Origin of the sequence: Nonomuraea sp. NPDC048901 (assembly GCF_040649695.1) — a bacterium.
Lineage (GTDB): Bacteria > Actinomycetota > Actinomycetes > Streptosporangiales > Streptosporangiaceae > Nonomuraea.
Map to the genome: position 1 here is coordinate 32,801 of NZ_JBEZFW010000012.1, position 17,101 is coordinate 49,901.

General features: G+C 70.3%; 15 protein-coding genes and 1 riboswitch. Of the genes, 4 read left to right on the plus strand and 11 right to left on the minus strand.

The window, feature by feature from the left end:
• Positions 1 to 266: 266 nt before the first annotated feature.
• Together AB0C30_RS35695 and AB0C30_RS35700 are read right to left on the minus strand one after the other, a co-directional pair.
• The gene (locus tag AB0C30_RS35695) at positions 267 to 1,511 is read right to left on the minus strand and encodes an RNA polymerase sigma factor (RefSeq protein ID WP_357952563.1); all 1,245 of its coding nucleotides are present in this window, start codon (positions 1,509 to 1,511) and stop codon (positions 267 to 269) included.
• 109 nt (positions 1,512 to 1,620) lie between these two features.
• Positions 1,621 to 2,052 (minus strand): YciI family protein, encoded by a 432-nt coding sequence (locus AB0C30_RS35700; RefSeq protein WP_357952865.1) that lies wholly within the window; start codon positions 2,050 to 2,052, stop codon positions 1,621 to 1,623.
• Between the two features lie 640 nt (positions 2,053 to 2,692).
• On the opposite strand from AB0C30_RS35700, the gene AB0C30_RS35705 reads away from it, so the two are divergent.
• Entirely contained in the window at positions 2,693 to 3,427 is a 735-nt protein-coding gene (locus AB0C30_RS35705) for a hypothetical protein (protein WP_357952564.1), read from the plus strand.
• Between the two features lie 90 nt (positions 3,428 to 3,517).
• Here the strand turns inward: AB0C30_RS35705 and AB0C30_RS35710 are convergent, their stop codons facing one another.
• From AB0C30_RS35710 to AB0C30_RS35725, 4 genes are all read right to left on the minus strand, one after another.
• Positions 3,518 to 3,682 carry a hypothetical protein gene (locus AB0C30_RS35710; RefSeq protein WP_214641500.1) on the minus strand — a complete coding sequence of 55 codons (165 nt, stop codon included), beginning with the start codon at positions 3,680 to 3,682 and terminating at the stop codon, positions 3,518 to 3,520.
• A gap of 267 nt (positions 3,683 to 3,949) precedes the next feature.
• A complete protein-coding gene (locus AB0C30_RS35715; RefSeq protein WP_357952565.1) occupies positions 3,950 to 4,633 on the minus strand; it encodes a CHAP domain-containing protein in 684 nt (227 codons plus the stop codon).
• A 12-nt stretch (positions 4,634 to 4,645) separates the two neighbouring features.
• Positions 4,646 to 4,784, minus strand: a riboswitch (cyclic di-AMP (ydaO/yuaA leader).
• A gap of 118 nt (positions 4,785 to 4,902) precedes the next feature.
• Entirely contained in the window at positions 4,903 to 5,856 is a 954-nt protein-coding gene (locus AB0C30_RS35720) for a Gfo/Idh/MocA family oxidoreductase (protein ID WP_357952566.1), read from the minus strand.
• Between the two features lie 19 nt (positions 5,857 to 5,875).
• Positions 5,876 to 6,703 carry an aldo/keto reductase gene (locus tag AB0C30_RS35725; RefSeq protein WP_357952567.1) on the minus strand — a complete coding sequence of 276 codons (828 nt, stop codon included), beginning with the start codon at positions 6,701 to 6,703 and terminating at the stop codon, positions 5,876 to 5,878.
• Positions 6,704 to 6,799: 96 nt separating this feature from the next.
• On the opposite strand from AB0C30_RS35725, the gene AB0C30_RS35730 reads away from it, so the two are divergent.
• Complete coding sequence (locus AB0C30_RS35730; protein WP_357952568.1) at positions 6,800 to 7,744, plus strand: hypothetical protein; 945 nt, start codon at positions 6,800 to 6,802, stop codon at positions 7,742 to 7,744.
• A gap of 173 nt (positions 7,745 to 7,917) precedes the next feature.
• Positions 7,918 to 9,078: a DUF6716 putative glycosyltransferase gene (locus tag AB0C30_RS35735; protein WP_357952866.1), complete on the plus strand. Its 1,161-nt coding sequence runs from the start codon at positions 7,918 to 7,920 to the stop codon at positions 9,076 to 9,078.
• A 46-nt stretch (positions 9,079 to 9,124) separates the two neighbouring features.
• Here AB0C30_RS35735 and AB0C30_RS35740 read toward each other — a convergent pair whose 3' ends face one another.
• The 5 genes from AB0C30_RS35740 to AB0C30_RS35760 form a co-directional block, all read right to left on the minus strand.
• Entirely contained in the window at positions 9,125 to 10,363 is a 1,239-nt protein-coding gene (locus AB0C30_RS35740; RefSeq protein ID WP_357952569.1) for a polysialyltransferase family glycosyltransferase, read from the minus strand.
• Positions 10,360 to 11,340, minus strand: coding sequence for a glycosyltransferase family 2 protein (locus AB0C30_RS35745; protein ID WP_357952570.1), 981 nt, complete (start codon positions 11,338 to 11,340; stop codon positions 10,360 to 10,362). The genes AB0C30_RS35740 and AB0C30_RS35745 overlap by 4 nt, the downstream gene beginning before the upstream one ends.
• Before the next feature lie 11 nt (positions 11,341 to 11,351).
• Positions 11,352 to 13,388 (minus strand): N-acetylneuraminate synthase family protein, encoded by a 2,037-nt coding sequence (locus tag AB0C30_RS35750; RefSeq protein WP_357952571.1) that lies wholly within the window; start codon positions 13,386 to 13,388, stop codon positions 11,352 to 11,354.
• 72 nt (positions 13,389 to 13,460) lie between these two features.
• A complete protein-coding gene (locus tag AB0C30_RS35755) occupies positions 13,461 to 14,126 on the minus strand; it encodes a response regulator (protein WP_357952572.1) in 666 nt (221 codons plus the stop codon).
• Entirely contained in the window at positions 14,123 to 15,640 is a 1,518-nt protein-coding gene (locus tag AB0C30_RS35760) for a sensor histidine kinase (RefSeq protein WP_357952573.1), read from the minus strand. Before AB0C30_RS35760 ends, AB0C30_RS35755 begins: the two co-directional genes overlap by 4 nt.
• Positions 15,641 to 15,745: 105 nt before the next feature.
• On the opposite strand from AB0C30_RS35760, the gene AB0C30_RS35765 reads away from it, so the two are divergent.
• The gene (locus AB0C30_RS35765; protein ID WP_357952574.1) at positions 15,746 to 17,086 is read left to right on the plus strand and encodes a cation:dicarboxylase symporter family transporter; all 1,341 of its coding nucleotides are present in this window, start codon (positions 15,746 to 15,748) and stop codon (positions 17,084 to 17,086) included.
• The last annotated feature ends 15 nt before the right edge of the window (positions 17,087 to 17,101 follow it).

Here is a 17,101-nt window from a genome sequence, read left to right on the forward strand (position 1 = left end):
ACGCAACCGTTACCAATGGTGCGATTTCTCATTCTGAAAGGGGATTTTTGGTGACTTACGACGCAAAGAGCCGTTTGGGAGCGCTCCCATCACAAGGGACTCGTTTGTGTTTGCTTTCTGGGCATGTCGCCCACACACTGCGGGCTTTTCTCGTGGTCACGCCCGTGGTCACGAGCGCAGTCGGGCTCGCGGTCGCGACTGCTGAGGCGTCCGTACGGCGCGTTGGCGGCGATCAGCAGGCGACAGGGATCAGCGGGCGACAGGGATCAGCAGGTGGCGGCGCGCTCTCGCAGCAGGGTGCGCTCGCGGGCGTTGCGGGTCATGGCCGCCGCCCGTTCGAACTCGGCGCGCGCCTCACCCTGTCGCCCCAGCTTGACCAGCAGATCCCCGCGTACGCTCGGCAGCAGGTGGTAGCCCTTCAGCGCCGGTTCGTCGACGAGCTGGTCCACCAGTTCGAGCCCGACCGCCGGACCGTACGCCATGGCGAGCGCGACCGCCCGGTTGAGCTCGACTACCGGGGAGCGCGACATCCGCGCCAGCGCCTCGTAGAGGGTGGCGATGGCCCGCCAGTCGGTCTCCTCGGGGGTGAGCGCCCTGGCGTGACAGGCGGCGATGGCGGCCTGCAGCACGTACGGGCCCAGGTCGCCGTCGAGATCCTCGGCCCGCTGGAGCGCGTCCAGGCCACGGCGGATCAGCAGGCGGTCCCAGCGGCCCCGGTTCTGCTCCAGCAGCAGGATCGGCTCGCCGGACGGTCCCACCCGGGCGGCCGCGCGCGACGCCTGGATCTCCATCAACGCGACCAGGCCGTGCACTTCGGGCTCCTTGGGCATCAGCTCGGCCAGCACCCGGCCGAGCCGCAGCGCGTCCTCGCAGAGACCGGGCCGCATCCAGTCGTCACCGGCCGTGGCCGAGTAGCCCTCGTTGAAGATCAAGTAGATGACCTCCAGGACCGACGACAGGCGTCCGGCCAGCTCCTCACCCTGCGGCACCTCGAACGGCACCTGCTTGTCGGCCAGCGTCCGCTTGGCCCGGACGATCCGCTGCGCCACCGTCGGCTCAGGGACCAGGAACGCCCTGGCGATCTCGTCGGTGCTCAGCCCGCCGAGCACCCGCAGCGTGAGCGCCACCCGGGCCTCCGTGGACAGCACCGGATGACACGCCGTGAACACCAGCCGCAGCAGGTCGTCCTCGATCTCATCGGTGCCGGGCAGCTCCTCGTCGGCACCCGGCTCCTCCGACAGCTCGCGGCCCATCTCGGTCAGCTTGCGCGCGTAGCGTTCCTGACGGCGCAGCAGGTCGATGGCGCGGCGTTTGGAGACGGTCATGAGCCAGGCGCCGGGATTGCCCGGCACCCCCGACTCCGGCCACTGCTCCAGCGCCGCGACCAGGGCGTCCTGGGCCAGCTCCTCGGCCAGGCCGAGGTCGTGCACCAGCCCGGTCAGGCCGGCGATGAGCCGCGCCGCCTCCATTCGCCAGACCGTCTCGATCGCCCGATGCGTATCGGAAGCCATCACCTGGCCATAAGACCAGCCCGCCCCAGCTCCCGCAAGCCGGGACCGGAGCCTGGTGGGCGATTCGGGCCCCCAACGGAGAGTTGGGCTCGCGGGCGGGAAGCGGCTTCTATTGTTCGGCGGAACCCGTCAGGCGCTCGCGCAATGCCGCCTCGCGTTCGGCCTCCTCGGGGGTCATCGACCCGTCCGGCAGGTCGGCGGCGTCGAACACCTGCCAGACATCCAGCCCGACCCCCTCATGCCCACCGGGAACCGGCACCCGCAGCGCCCATTCGATGGCCTCCTCCCGGGACTTGACCTGGATCAGCCAGAACCCGGCGATCAGCTCCTTGGCCTCGGCGAACGGCCCGTCGAGCACCGTCGCCTTGCCATCCTTGGTGTAGGCGATCCGCGCACCGTGGGAGCTGGGGTACAGCCCTTCGGCGGCCAGCAGCACCCCCGCCTTGGCCAGGCTCTCGTTGTAGGCGCCCATCGCGTCGACGAGTTCCTGGCTGGGCAGTTCGCCGGCCTCGGTCGCCTCGTTCGCCTTCCCTACGATCATGAACTTCACGATCCGCCTCCTTCACTCTCACGAACGCGTCGAACGGTCAAGGCCCCGAATCGACACGTGAGCAGAAATTCTTCACCAGGAGACGTCGCAGCGTCATCGGCACCGCGAACCAAGACCGGCGCCTTCAGCCCGCCAGCGGTAAGGACCGGCGATCTTACGTTCCAGCGAGGACCCGGACATCCTCCTGGCCGTGATCCGGGCTTGGGATCCGCCGTAGTCCGCTTCTCGCCAGTTCTTGCGGTAGTACGGGAGCGTATAGATGGCCAGTGTCCTGCCCTGCCGCAGGACGGTGCCGTCATGGCGGAGGCGTCCGCCGCGCGGGCGGGCACGCCGGAGCCGATCAGGACCACGAAGGCGACCGCCGCCGCAGGCAGCAGGCGGAAGTCGGGTGACTTGCGGGCTGTTCGAGTCCTGACTCCAGGGGCTGCAGATAGTCGGCGGCGAACCTCGCGTGTCAATACACAGAGTAGCTATTACGGCGCATACCGTATCTGTTGGGCTTCTGCGCCGTTTCCGTCGTCACGATGTTCTGGGCTACGTCCTCGAACGGCACCCGAGACAACCATGGTCCGCAGAACCCGGCGGCTGCCACCAGGGCAGCCGCGCCGACCGTCAACGGTTAGGGAGCGCGATGAGCGACGACAAGGAACCAAAGCTGATCTACGGCCAGGGGGCCGATGCGTGTCCCGAGGGGCACTTCTGTCTCTATCGGGCCAATAACTTCAACGCGGGCCAGACCCCGGGGCGTGGCGACAAAATCCTGGCCATTCCGATGGGCGCGCATGCCAACGACTTCTCCGAGTACGGGTTCGACCACAGCGGTGATGGGGTGAGCGCCGTCGTCAACAACACCGTCGAGGACAACGCGCTCTTCTCGGCCGCCAACCAGCAGGGACACTCACTGCCGGTGGAGCGGGGAGCCTCGATCGCGAGGTTGTCGGACATCCCCATGGCCGAGAGCCCGAACGGCTCCTGGAACGACCAGGCCCAGTCCGCGCTGGCGGCCCGCTTCGTGGGGAACCTGCGCGTCGACCAGGAGTTGCGAGGCCACTGGGCGGAAGGCTCGGGCCACATCTACTCCTACCGGCTCACGATGCACGCCGAGGACACCCGCGTCATGAAATGGGCCGTGGGCTTCGGCGGCCTGCCGGAGGGAACCTTGCTGTCCAAGAGCTTCGTCGACACCTTCTGGGGCGAGATCTTCCGCGACGGCAGCGACGGCGCCGTCCTGCTCGGCTCCCCCGAAGGCGGCGGGCACAGCGTCGATCCTGGGACAGCCCTTCCCATCGACATCCAGGTCGTCTACCCAGGCGAAAGCCCCGCCTACGAACGCCTCACCGGCCTGAACGCCCAGCAACTGGGCTGACTCGCCGGATCGCCGAAAGCGTCGTCCAACGCCGATCTCCCCGCGAAGCCGTGGCGTCGCGGGGAGATCGGCCGGGGGTCCGGTCTTGCGTCAGATGTGCTCGGCGGGGTTCGCCGGGAGGTAGAAGTTCCAACTGCCGTGTCCCTCGTGGGCGCCGCCCGCGGGGCAGTGTCCGTTGTCGGGGCGGCCATTCCACCAAAGGGTGTAGCACTTGTTACAGAAGCGCCAGTTGTCCTGCTGCGTCGTCGGTGACATGTCCCCTCCTCCAGTATCGAGAACCGGCTCGCTGTCCGGCCACCGTCAGTGTCCGAGGTGACGGCAGGCCCGTGACATCCCCAAACTTGGGGGGTTGCGGTCGGATGGGCAGATAAGGCAGCCATGCGCTGTTCAGCCCAACGTGGTGGGCTTTTCGGCAGCCGGTACGTGAGAGTAAGACGCCGGTACGGGAGAGTAGGACGCCGACGAGCGCGCGTCCAGTAGGACGCGCGCTCGTCGGCAGGAGAGCCCTCGATCAGGAAGTCGTCAGGCCCCGTAGTTCGGGTAGCCGTAGCCGACCACCTGGGACGTCGGCCGGACGCGCTGCTGGACGCTGCCGTTGCCTGTGTTGCCCTCGATCGTGGAGATTGTGCCGTCGTGGTTGTCCTTGACGACGAAGCCGACGTGCTCGATGTCGTCCAGGCTCTTGCTGCCGCCCCACGAGAAGAACACCACGGCGCCCGGCTTCGGGGTCGTGCCCCAGTGGTTGTTGTTGGCGAACCACTTCGCGTGCTCGACCGTGTAGGCGTCCCAGCCGATCATGCTGCGCGCGCCGGACTGCTCGCCGACCCACGAGACGAACATCGAGCACCAGGCGGCGTTCAGGTAGTCCGCGCGGGTGCCGCCGTCGCGTCTGAGGGTCTCCAGGGCGCGCGGGGAGTTCATGTACCACTTCTGGAACTTGGTGCCGCCACCGTAGGCGTTCTCAGTGGTGCCGACCTGGGCCTTGGCTAGCGCCAGAACCCGCGAGACCGTGGCCTTGGCCTTGACCTCGCTCTCCGGGTGGCTCTTCGCGGCGGCGGCGTGTGCCGGGGCCGCGGCAGCGTGGGCGGTGGCGGTGTCCGCGTGGGCGGCGGACTGGCCGGCGAAGGCGGCGGCCGCGACGCTCACGCCGAGGACGACGTGAGCGAAGGTCGACTTGGTGGCGCGAAAAAGATGGGACTTGGCCATCGAGGGGGTAACTCCTTGCTTCCATGCCGCTTACCGGGTTAGCTGACGGGTTCGGACGTGGAAGCTGTCCTACGGCACGTGACGTGCCGATACACCCCAAAGGACGGTGGGTCCCCGGTTCCGCGCGAGGCGGATTCAGCGGTCACAGGACGGTCCTGTGATGCCTTTGTGCGATGGTCTGGCAACGAACGGACAAACCGGACGTATGCCTCATATGACCACAAAGGTAATGCAAGTGGCAAGGGTCTTACAAATGGATAAATCGCCAGCTAAGAGAGCTGCTCCCTCGCGTCGGCCAGAAGCCCCATCATGGCAAGGCTTTCGTCAAGTGGCATGATCGCGGATTCGGTCCTGCCTTCGGCCATGGCGTCCCGTACCTCGCGCACCTCGCCGGCGTATCCGTTGTCCGCCGGATCGAGCACGAACTCCTCCGTCTCCATCGACGGCCCGCTCAGCACGACCCGCTCCGGCGCCCAGAACGGCGCCTTGATGTGGGCGCGCATGTCGGTGCCCACCACGAGGGCGTCGTTCGCGTACGGGCCCAGCAGCGAGCACTCCACCAGGGCCCGCCTGCCGCCCGGATAGACCAGCACCCCGCCCGCCTCCGCGTCCACCCCCGAGGGCGCCAGCGAGCCCGTGACGTGCATCCGTGAGGGCATCCCGAGCAGCAGCTGCGCCAGCCCGAACGAGTAGACGCCCAGGTCGAGCAGCGCCCCGCCGCCCAGCTCCGGCGCCCACAGCCGGTGCGCGGGGTCGTAGGGAGCCTTGAAGCCGAACGACGCCTGGACCGAGCGGATCTCCCCGAACCGGGGATCGCCGGCCACCCGCTGAATGAGCGGATTGAACCGGGTCCACATGGCTTCCATCAGGAACACCCCGGCATCGCGGGCGAGCTGGACCATCCGCTCGGCGTCGGCGACGGACGCGGCGAGCGGCTTCTCGCACAGCACCGCCTTGCCCGCCGCGATCGCCGCCTCGGCGACCTCCAGGTGCTGGGCGTGCGGGGTCGCCACGTAGATCGCGTCGACGCCGGGGTCGGCGCACAGCTCCGCGTACGAGCCGTACGCCGACTCGGCGCCCAGTTCCGAGGCCAGCGCCCGCGCGCGGCCGAGGTCGCGCGAACCGACGGCGGCCACCCGCATTCCCGGCTCAGCGGCGATGACCGCCCCGACCCTTGCAGCGATGACACCCGTGGCCGCTATGCCCCATGCGAGATCCTTCATGGGGGAAGATCCTAGGGACTTACCCCATCCAGCTGAAAGTCTCCGGGTCGGGCCCGATCCGGCCGTCCTGCTTGGTCAGGGCGCCTATGGCCGCCATGTCCTCGGTGTCGAGGACGAAGTCGAACACCTCGGAGTTCTCCTTGATCCGCGCGGGCGTGACCGACTTGGGGATCGTCACATTGCCCAGCTGGATGTGCCAGCGCAGCACGATCTGGGCCGGCGTCTTGCCGTGCTTCTCCGCCAGCACGGCCAGCGCCGGGTCGCCGAGCAGGCCCTTGCCCTGCCCCAGCGGGCTCCACGCCTCCGTGAGGATGCCGTTGGCCTCGTGGAACTCCCGCAGCGCGCGCTGCTGGAAGTACGGGTGCAGCTCGATCTGGTTGATGGACGGAACGATGTCGGCCTCGTCGATGACCCGGGTGAGGGTCTCGATGGTGAAATTGGACACACCGATCGCCTTGGCCCGTCCCTGACGGTAGATCTTCTCCAGGCCGCGCCAGGCCTGCAGATACTTGTTCCGGGACGGCACCGGCCAGTGGATCAGGTACAGGTCCACGTAGTCGAGACCGAGCCGGGACAGGCTCTCGTCGAACGCCTCCTCCGCCCGCTCGTGGTCGTTGTTGAAGAGCTTGGTGGTGACGAACAGCTTCTCGCGCGGGATCCCCGAGGCGCGTACGGCCCGGCCGACGCCCTCCTCGTTCCCGTACGCGCTGGCGGTGTCGATGTGGCGGTAACCGGTCTCCAGAGCGGCCGTCACGACCTGTTCGGCCTCGTCGCTCGGCACCTGCCAGACGCCGAACCCGAGCTGCGGCACCTGCACGCCGTCGCTGTTGAGTAGTAGCGAGTTCATGGGTCCCATTGTTCATGTCCCGTTTCTGGCGGCTTAAGGCGGCCGGGCTAGCTTGAAGCGGTCGTGATCGGGCTATCACCCCGCGGGGGTAACAGAGTGGGCAAACAGGCGTCGGCCTGGGTGGAGTCCCCGCTTCAGATGCTGTGCGCCATAGAGGCGCACCGCGCTGGACTGCTCGGGCCTGCCACGGTCGTCGTGCCGCGTGCCGGGCTGCGAGCGCTCAAAGCCACTCGCCGGGAGCTGTCCGGTCTGGCTCTGCCCGAGGGGCTGGAGCTGGCCGAGCCGCGCGAGCGCATGCCGCGCTCCCCGCACGCCGTCGGCGACGCCTTCTCCGGCCGGGTTCAGCTGCGCTGGCTCGTCTCCCATCCGGGCCGCATCGTGATCGTCGATGACGGGCTGGCCACGCTCCGGTTGCTGTCTCTGCTAGCCGAAGGGCCGTACAAACCGCTGTTACGGGCGCGGGCCCACCCGGGAAAGCTGCGCGCGGCCCTGGGGCTGGCGGCGGCGATCAGGCTGCGCGCGAGCCGGGTGTCGGTCTTCACCGCGCTGCCGGTGACCGACGAGCTGGCGGCGGCCGTCCGCGCGGCGGGCGTCGACCTGGTCCGCCACGACTTCGGCTGGCTGCGCGAGCAGCCGCTGAGCGGGCCGGGACCGGCCGAGCGGACCGTCGTGCTCGGCACCTCCCTGGTCAGGAACGGACTGGTCCACCGGGACCGCTACCTGAGCTGGCTGATGGAGCGGGCCGCCGAGGAGCCGCTCGCCTACTTCCCGCACCGCCGCGAGGACCCCGCTGACGTGGCGGTCATCCGCGAGCGGCCCGAGATCACCGTGCACGACGCCGGCGTACCCGCTGAGCTGACGCTGCGCGGTCTCGATCCCGGCCAGCGGGTGCTCAGCCTGCCGTCCACCGCGATCACCTCGCTGCGCGTGCTGCTCGGCCCGCGCGGCGTCGCGGTCGAGGCGGTGGACGTGCCGGACGACTGGTGGACCAGCAGGGCGGCCCCCGACCTGCGCTCCCATCTGACCGGAGTGGCCGGATGATCGGCTTATCTCGCCGCTGATGGGAGTCGCCGGGTGACCGGCTCATCCCGCAGCTGACGGAGTCGCCGGGTGACCGGCTTGCTCCGTACGTGACTGGAACGGCCGGTCAAGACCGGCGTTCAACCCATACGACTGGGCGTCTGCCCGTATTTGACTGGAGTGACCACTTGAGAGTGCTGGCCGTGGCCGACTCCGACTCGTACCTGAAGTGGGCGTCCTGCCTGCTGGAAGACCTGCCGCCCGGCTGCGAGACGGACCTCGCGGTGGTGCGCACGCCGATCGCGCCCTCGCCCGAGCAGATCGCCGCCGCCGTGGGCGGGCGTCCCGCGCCGCCGCTGATGCCGGCGCGGGCGGTGCGGCGTCTGGCGGAGCGGACGCGGCCGGACGCGATCATCGTGGCCTGTACGGGGCCGGTCGTCGACGTACTGGTGGCCGAGGCGTTCGCCGGGCTGCGGCCGCGGCCGGTGTTCGTGACCGGGCTGCCGGGCATCTCGGTGCCCGCGACGGAGAAGGCGTGGCTGTTCCGCAGCGGGTGCGACCTGTTCGTGGTGCACAGCGAGCGGGAAGTGGCCGAGTTCGGCGGGATCGCCGCCCAGCTCGGCGGGGGAGGGGCGGTCGGGCTGGCCCGGCTGCCGTTCCTGCGCCCGCGGGCCGTGCGCGGCGGCGGGAACCGCGTGGTGTTCGCCACCCAGGCCAAGGTGCCGCGTGAGCGTGAGGATCGCGAACGCATCCTGCTGTCCCTGGCCGAGCTGGCCGCCCGCCGCCCGGACCTGGACGTGGTGGTGAAGCTGCGCGCGCTGGAGGACGAGCGGCAGACGCACAACGAGCGCTTCCACTACCAGCGGCTCTGGCGCGAGCTCGGCGAGCCGGGGCGGGTGGCGTTCGAGGTGGGTTCGATGCACGACCAGCTGGCTCAGGCGGCCGGGTTCGTGACCGTCAGCTCGACGGCGGCGCTGGAGGCCATCGCGCAGGACGTGCCGCTGCTGGTGCTGAGCGACTTCGGCGTGAGCGCGGAGATGATCAACCTGGTGTTCGAGGACAGCGGGCTGCTGGGCACGCTCGACGAGCTGGCCGGCGGCGGCTTCCGCGCCGCCGACGCCAGGTGGTGCGCGGCCAACTACTTCCACCCGGCGGAGCGCAACGACTGGGCCGCGCTGCTGGGCGGGCTGGTGGCCGGCGGCCCGCGGGTCCCGGCCAGGTCGCTGCTCGACGGGCCGGAGCACGCCGCCGCCCGCCGACGGGCCAGGATGCGCCTGGACGTGCCGCCCACCATGCTGCGCGTCGGCTACCGGGCCAAGCGGCGGATGCGCCGCTATCTGCGGGCGCTGTCCTGAAGTCGTTGCCCCCCGGAGGACGCTGTCCTCCGGGGGCGCCGCTCGTTCAGATCGCGGAGCGGATCTTGCGGCGCAGCCGCGTCAGCGCCGTGGGCTTGGCCGTCAGCCCGAGCGTCTCCAGGCGCTTGCGCTTGAAGTAGCGCGGGTCGAAGTCGAAGTCCACCGGCCGCAGCTCCGGATAGGTCTCGGCCTGCATGCAGTAACCCACGGCCCGCACCAGCTCCCGAAGGTAGCCGCGCGGCGCCGGCTCGATCGTGCCGTCCGCCGACATGCGGGGCAGCAGCGCGTCGACGATCGTGACGGGCACCCGGTTGCTGTTCTCGTACGGGGCCAGCCGCTCCAGCACCAGATCGGTCCCGTACGAGGCCACCGGCAGCCCGAAGTAGCGCCCGGCCGTGATCAGGCCGGTCGAGAAGCAGCCCACGACCAGCTCGGGCCGGAGCGCCGGGAAGCACACCTCGGCCGGGACGCTCTCCCCGGCGACCAGCAGCCGCACGTCCAGCGGCTCGGCGGCGGCCCTGAGCAGCTGCGCGTGCCGGCGCCCGGCCGCCGGGTGCGGCTTGAACACGACGGTCGAGTAGCCCCGGGCGACCAGGCCGCGCAGCATCGTCTCGTGCAGCGCCGCCTCCTCCTCCGGCGTGACGATCTCCAGCGCGGACAGGTACTGCCCGAGGATCATCGCCTGCCCGGCCAGCATGTCGGGCGCGGTCGTCGCCACCTGCCGGACCACCGCCAGGAACGCCTCGTCCGGCAGGATCTGGGCCGGCACGCCGTACTCGCTGAGCAGGAGCGGCTCCAGCCCCGGCACGAGGTCCAGATGCAGCAGGCGGGTGATGCGGCGGAAGATCTCGGCGGGCAGCGGGTCGCGGGTCGGGCCGTAGCTCATCAGGCCGTCGGAGTAGACGGTGATCGGGCAGTCGCGCACCAGCCCGGCGATCGTCCGGGCGGGCGGCACGGCGATCGACTCCAGCACCAGCTCGGCCGCGTCCTCGAGCCCCAACTGAGCGCGGATCAGCCGCTCCATCATCGGCACCTCGATGACGCGGGCCTTCCAGTCCGACGGGTGCAGCGGCGCGATCAGGTCGTTCCACGAGTGGATCTCGTCGAAGCGGGAGCGCAGCACCGCGAAGCCCGGCGTCCGGTCGAGCGGGACGGTCACCTCGGGGATCGCCGCGTTGTTGGACACGATGAGGACCCGGCGTCCCTCGGCGAAGCGGCCGTCGTCGATCCCGGCCGCCAGCGACATCGCCCCGAACAGCGTCGAGGCGTAGAAGACGGTCGTCATGAGTCCTCCCGTTCGCGGCGCGGCCGCACGTGGGGGTTCGGGGGGAGGTCGGGCAGCAGGGCCCGCAGGGTGGCCTCGCGTTCCACGGACATCCGCGACACCACGTCCGCCACCAGGCCGGTGGGCAGCGTGCGCACCATCTCCGCGCCGCGCTCCTCGAACCGGGCGCGCAGCTGCGGGGTGAAGCGGTCGGCGATCTCCAGGTGGTGGGCCAGCAGCGCGCAGAAGTTCCGTACGGCCTTGGGCAGGAACTCCTCCTCGAGGTCCTTGAACACCAGCTCGAAGGCGTCGAAGAAGTGCAGCTGCCGCTCGTCGCCCACCCGGGTGAGCGACCCCGACACCATCCGCCGGTAGAACACCCCGGCCAGGGAGACCACCGCGAACGAGGCCGCCTCCCTGTGCAGCCGCCAGATCCACGGCCGGTCCTCGGCGGTGTGCAGCGAGCCGGGGAAGTGCAGCAGATCGTGCAGCGAGCGCCGGTAGATCCCGGCCCAGGCGTAGGGATAGTCGACCATGGTCCGCACGTTCGCGGGCAGGATCGCGTCCCGAGGGTTGAGCACCACGCCCCGCCGCGCCAGCGGAGCGCGGTGCACGACCCGCTTACGTCCCTCGACCTGTACGTGGTCGGCGCGGACGAAGTCGCAGCCGAGGCCCTCGATGGCCTCGACGAGCCCGGCCAGGTAGCCGGGGGCGAGCCAGTCGTCGCCGTCCATGAACGTGACGTACCGGCCCGAGGCGGCCGACAGCCCGGTGTTGCGCGCGTCGGCGAGCCCGACCGGCGCCGGATTGCGCAGGACGGACAGGCCGGGCAGGTCGGCGCGGAAGTCATCGGCGATGGCGCCGGTGGCGTCCACCGACCCGTCGTCCACGACGATGAACTCGAAGTCGCGCCGGGCGTTGCGGCAGAGCGAGGCGAGCGCGTCGGCGATGAAACGCTCGCCGTCACGCACGGGCACGATGACGGACAGAGTGGTCAAGATCGCGCTCGTCAGACGGTGACGCGGCGCAGGCGGGCCTTGGGGGCCTCCTCACCGGGGAAGACGCGCTTGACGCCGTCGCCCATGGCCTGCTCGATGATCCGGATGTCGCGCACCAGGTGCTCCAGACCCGACGGCTCCAGCGACGCGGCGTGGTCGGAGCCCCACATGGTCCGGTCGAGCGTGATGTGCCGCTCCACGCAGACCGCGCCGAGCGTCACCGCGGCCAGCGAGATCTGCAGGCCGCGCTCGTGCCCGGAGTAGCCGACGGGCACGCCGTAGCGCTCCTTGAGGGTGGTGATCGTACGCAGGTTCGCCTCCTCCGGCGGGAGGGGGTAGGTGGAGGTGGCGTGCATCATGATCAGCTTGTCGGTGCCGAGGATCTCGACGGCCTGGTCGATCTCGGAGAGCGTGGACATGCCGGTCGACAGCATCAGCGGCTTGCCCGTCGCCGCGAGGGCGCGCAGCAGCTCATGGTCGGCGACGCTGGCCGAGGCGATCTTGTGCGCCACGACGTCCATCTCTTCGAGGAAGTCGATGGAGGGCACGTCCCACGGCGAGGCGAACCAGTGCAGGCCGCGCTCGTCGCAGTACTTGGCGATCTGGCGGTACTCGTCGTAACCGAACTCGGTCCGCTCCTTGTACTCCAGATAGGTCATCTCGCCCCAGGGCGTCTGCCTGATCTGCCCCTTCTGCGCCTCGGGCACGCAGATCGCCGGGGTGCGCTTCTGGAACTTCACCGCCTGGCAGCCCGCGTCGGCCGCCACGTCGATGAGCCGGCGGGCCAGGTCGAGGTCGCCGTTGTGGTTGATGCCGATCTCGCCGATGACGTAGACGGGCTCGCCGTCGCCGACCAGCACCTCGCCGACCGCCACCGGGCCGAACCTGGGCCGCTGCCTGGTCTCAGGCGCAGGCTCCGCGGGCCGGGCCGCCACGACCCGGTCGCACAGCTCGCGTACGGCTCCCTCGCCGCCCGCCTTGGACAGCACGACCCTGGCGGCCGCCCGGACCCGCGGGTGCGCGTCGGGCACCGCGATCGGCCAGCCCACCTCGGCCATCGGGCCCAGGTCGTTGACGTCGTTGCCCACGTAGGCGACGCGGGCCGGGTCGAGGCCCTCGATCGTCAGCCAGTCGCGCAGCACGACCCGCTTCTCGGCGATGCCCTGCAGCACGGGCACGCCCAGCTTGCGGGCGCGGGCGGCCACGACCGGGTTGTGCTCGGTCGACATGACCAGCACCTTCACCCCGGAGCGGCGCAGCAGCGCGATGCCCATCCCGTCGGAGCGGCTGACCAGCACCATCTCGCGGCCGTCGGAGTCGACGTAGGCGCGGTCGTCGGTGTGCACGCCGTCGAAATCGGTGATGACCGCGTCGACGTCGATCGGCTCGGGCAGGTCCACGAACGGGGCCAGCGCGCGGGCCAGCTCCAGGTCCTCGGGGTCGTCGATCTCGATCGCGTGCCGCACCGGCACCGGCTGCACGGCGATGGTGCCGAAGAAGCGGTGGCCGTGCTCGCGCAGCCCGGAGGTGCGCATGACGTAGAACGCGCCGTTCTCGCGGAACTGCGGCTCACGGTCCTGCCTGCGCGGCCTGAACGCGGGGTCGTGGTTGATCCCGGCGCCGGCCGGGGTCCAGAGGAACTCGTGCGTCGGCAGGCCCGACACGACCGCGTCGGCCTCGCCGTCGAGCACCTTGCGCACGGCCGCCGACAGGTCCTCGGAGTCGATGAACGCGCTGGTGCACTGCACGAGCACGACCACTTCCGGGTCCTCACCGAGCGTGTCGAGCGCGTGCAGGACCGCCGACTCGCTGGAGGCGGTCGAGCCGCTCAGCTCTTCCGGACGGTCCACGACGTGCGCGCCCGCCTCCTTGGCGGCCTCGGCGATTCCCGCGTGGTCGGTGCTGACCACCACCCGGTCGATCAGCTCGCTGCGCAGCGCGGCGCGTACGGCTCGGGTGACCAGGGGGATACCACCGACCGGCGCGAGGTTCTTCAGGGGAACACCCGCAGAACCGCCGCGGGCGGGAACAACGGCCAGGACTCGCAACGTGACTCCTCAGTGCTTACGGATTGCATCCCGAAGCTAGAGGCACGGATTGAACGAGCAGCATCCCCTTTATTAACTTTCCGGGGGGATCCGGTAGAGCAACTCTGGACGGCCCACTCCGCCGTACTGTGGCATCCGTACCGCGATCCCCAGCTCCACCAGGTGTTCCAGGTATCTGCGGGCTGTCACCCGGGAGACCCCGGCCGCCGTCCCCACGGCTTGGGCCGACATCCCCGCGGGGCGCCCGCGCAGCTCGGCGACGACCACGTCGAGGGTGTCGCGGGCCATGCCTTTCGGCAGCTCGGAGCGGCCGCGCAGGGTGCCGAGCACCCGGTCCACGTCACCCTGCCCGACGATCTCGCAGGCCTCCTCCTTGAACCGGGCATAGCGGGTCAGCTTCTCGTGAAGTGTCGAGAAGGTGAACGGCTTGAGGAGGTACTGGGAAATGCCCAGCGACACCGCCGAACGCACCATGGCCAGATCGCGCGCGGAGGTGACCGCGATCACGTCGCACAGCAGCCCGCCCGCCCGTACGGCCCGGCAGACCTCCAGCCCCGGCATGTCGGGCAGGTACAGGTCGAGCAGGATGAGATCGACCGGCGTGCGCCGCAGGAACCGCAGCGCCTCCCCGCCCGAGCGCACCACGCCCGCCACCTCGAAGCCCGGCACCCGGGCCACGTAGATGCGGTTGGCCTCGGCGGTGATCTCCTCGTCCTCGACCACCAGCACCGAGATCATCGGACCGGCTCCGTCGCGGGCTCGGGAACGGGCAGTCGTACGGTGAACACCGAGCCGTCCACCTCGATCGACCCGCCCAGCCGCCGCACCGCCTGCCCCACCAGCGCGAGCCCCAGCCCGTGCCCGTCGCCCTTGGTGGTCCAGCCCTTCCGGAACGCGTCGGGCGCGGTCAGACCGGGCCCGTCGTCGGCCACCCTGATGAGGAAGCCGTCCGGCCCGGCCCGCAGCAGCACCTCGACCCGCGTCGCCGCGTCGATCGCGTTGTCGATGAGGTTGCCGACGATCGTGACGAGCTCCCCGGCGTCCAGGCCGAGGTCGTCCAGCTCGCTGTCCTCGCTGATCACCAGCTCGCCGCCGCGCTCGGCCGCCTCCGCGCTCTTGCCCAGCAGCAGCGCGGCCAGGACCGGCTCGCGTACCGCGCCCATCACCCGGTCCGTCAGATGCTGCGCCGCCCGCAGCTCCGCGGTGCCGAACGCCACGGCCTGCTCCGTGCGGCCCAGCTCCACCAGAGTGATGACCGTGTGCAGCTTGTTGGCCGACTCGTGGGCGGCCGACCGGAGCGACTCGGCGAACCCGCGCTCGGCGTCCAGCTGCCCGGCCAGCGCCTGCAGCTCGGTGTGATCGCGCACGGTCACCACCGTGCCCAGCCTGCTGGCCGCGCCGTTGACGGCCAGCACCCGGTCGCCGACCAGGTGCACCCGCTCCTCCTGGCCGGCGTCCAGCACTTCCGACAGGCCCAGCTCGTCCAGGTGCCGCCCTTCGGCGTCGGCGGGCAGGCCGAGCAGCTGCCGCGCGGCGTCGTTGCAGAGCGTCAGCGTGCCGTCCTTGCCGACCAGCAGCAGCCCCTCGCGTACGGCGTGCAGCACCGCGTCATGGTGCTCGTGGATGCGGCCCAGCTCGGCCGGCCCGAGCCCGTGTGTCTGCCTGCGCAGCCGGGCCGTCACCAGCCAGGTGCCGGCGGCGCCGAGGGCGAGCACGACCAGCGCGATGAGCCCGGTCCAGAAGAGCAGGCCGCGCAGCCTGGCGCTCACTCTCTCGACCTTGATGCCCGCGCTGACCAGCGCCCGCACCGGGCCGGTCGCGCCGTGCGCGCGGACCGGGGCGACCGCCCGCACGGACGGGCCGAGCGTGCCGGTGTAGGTCTCCGTGAACGTCTGCCCGCGCAGGGCCTGGTCGATGTGGCCGAGGAAGCGCTTGCCGATCTCCGCCGGGTTGGGGTGGGTGTAGCGGGTTCCGTCGGGCTTCATGATGGTGACGAAGTCGACGCCCGTCTGGGTACGCACCTGCTCGGCGAACGGCTGCAGGCGGCTGGTCGGCGACGGAGCGTCCAGCGCGGCCAGCACGTCGGGCGAGGCCGCCACCGCGGTGGCCGCCGCCCTGGCCTGGGCCGCCGCCTCGGCCGTGACGAGGTTGCCGGCCAGCACGGAGACGAGCGTGGCGGCGCTCACCAGGGTGAGGACGACAACGAACAGTTGCAGGGCCAGCATCTGGCCGGCCAGGGTCCATCGGCTCATGGGAATCTCTTCAGTGTACGAAACTTACGCAATGGTGACCTGCGTCACCACAGAGCGCATATTCGCATGGTTAGCAGTCTCGTCCATACGACCGGAGACCGTCCCATGCGTCGTGATCGCACCCACCTTCTCTACATGGCCGTCATCGTGGCGGTGCTGCTAGGGATCCTGGTCGGATTCGTCTGGCCGGACGTCGGCAAGGAGCTCAAGCCGCTCGGCACCGCGTTCGTCAACCTCGTCAAGATGATGATCGGCCCGATCATCTTCTGCACGATCGTGCTCGGTGTCGGCTCGGTCAGCAAGGCGGCCAAGGTCGGCAAGGTCGGTGGCCTCACCATCGGCTACTTCACCATCATGTCCACCGTAGCCCTGATCATCGGACTCGTGGTCGGTAACTTCATCGACCCGGGCTCAGGGCTGCACCTCACCGACGCGGCCAAGCAGGCCGCGGAGGCCGAGGCGGCCAAGGGGGCCGCCGCCGGATCGACCGACTTCCTGCTCAGCATCATCCCGACCACGCTGGTGTCGGCGTTCACCGAGGGACAGACGCTGCAGACGCTGCTGGTCGCGCTCCTCGTCGGGTTCGCGCTGCTGGCCATGGGACCCAAGGCCGCGCCGATCCTGACGGCCGTCGAGCACATCCAGCGGCTGGTGTTCCGCATCCTCGCCATGATCATGTGGGCGGCGCCGATCGGCGCGTTCGGCGCCATCGCCGCCGTCGTCGGCGCCACCGGCCTGGACGCGCTCAAGGCCCTGGGCATCATCATGGTCGCCTTCTACATCACCTGCCTGCTGTTCGTCGGCCTCGTGCTCGGCCCGCTGCTGTGGATGGTGGCCAAGGTGGGCATGTGGCCGCTCTTCCGCTACCTGGGGCGCGAGTTCCTGCTGATCCTGTCCACGTCGTCGTCCGAGGCCGCGCTGCCCAGGCTGATCGCCAAGATGGAGCACCTCGGCGTGAGCCGTACGGTGGCCGGCATCACCGTGCCGACCGGTTACTCCTTCAACCTCGACGGCACCGCGATCTACCTGACCATGGCCACGCTGTTCGTCGCCTCGGCCACCGGAGCGCCGCTGTCGTTCGGTGAGCAGATCGCGCTGCTGCTGTTCATGATGATCGCCTCCAAGGGCGCGGCGGGCGTGACCGGAGCGGGCCTGGCCACGCTGGCCGGTGCTCTCCAGTCGCACCGGCCGGCGCTGGTCGACGGCGTCGGCCTCATCGTCGGCATCGACCGGTTCATGTCCGAGGCCCGCGCCCTGACGAACTTCGCCGGCAACGCGGTCGGCACCATCCTCGTCGCCACCTGGACGGGGGATTTCGACAAGGAACGAGCCGCCGAGGTGCTCGCCGGCAACGCGCCGTTCGACGAGTCGACGCTGCTGGACGAGGACGAGCGGCCCGAGCCGCCCGCGGCGGACGACGAGCGGCGGGAGATGTCGCCGGTCTGAGCCGCTGGTCGCCGC

Excerpts from the sequence above, each read along its gene's own strand:
- AB0C30_RS35695 (WP_357952563.1), bottom strand. The coding sequence starts at position 1,511 with ATGGCTTCCGATACGCATCGGGCGATCGAGACGGTCTGGCGAATGGAG.
- AB0C30_RS35765 (WP_357952574.1), top strand. The coding sequence starts at position 15,746 with ATGCGTCGTGATCGCACCCACCTTCTCTACATGGCCGTCATCGTGGCG.
- AB0C30_RS35700 (WP_357952865.1), bottom strand. The coding sequence starts at position 2,052 with ATGATCGTAGGGAAGGCGAACGAGGCGACCGAGGCCGGCGAACTGCCC.
- AB0C30_RS35740 (WP_357952569.1), bottom strand. The coding sequence starts at position 10,363 with ATGACGACCGTCTTCTACGCCTCGACGCTGTTCGGGGCGATGTCGCTG.
- AB0C30_RS35710 (WP_214641500.1), bottom strand. The coding sequence starts at position 3,682 with ATGTCACCGACGACGCAGCAGGACAACTGGCGCTTCTGTAACAAGTGC.
- AB0C30_RS35715 (WP_357952565.1), bottom strand. The coding sequence starts at position 4,633 with ATGGCCAAGTCCCATCTTTTTCGCGCCACCAAGTCGACCTTCGCTCAC.
- AB0C30_RS35705 (WP_357952564.1), top strand. The coding sequence starts at position 2,693 with ATGAGCGACGACAAGGAACCAAAGCTGATCTACGGCCAGGGGGCCGAT.
- AB0C30_RS35755 (WP_357952572.1), bottom strand. The coding sequence starts at position 14,126 with ATGATCTCGGTGCTGGTGGTCGAGGACGAGGAGATCACCGCCGAGGCC.
- AB0C30_RS35720 (WP_357952566.1), bottom strand. The coding sequence starts at position 5,856 with ATGAAGGATCTCGCATGGGGCATAGCGGCCACGGGTGTCATCGCTGCA.
- AB0C30_RS35760 (WP_357952573.1), bottom strand. The coding sequence starts at position 15,640 with ATGAGCCGATGGACCCTGGCCGGCCAGATGCTGGCCCTGCAACTGTTC.
- AB0C30_RS35725 (WP_357952567.1), bottom strand. The coding sequence starts at position 6,703 with ATGAACTCGCTACTACTCAACAGCGACGGCGTGCAGGTGCCGCAGCTC.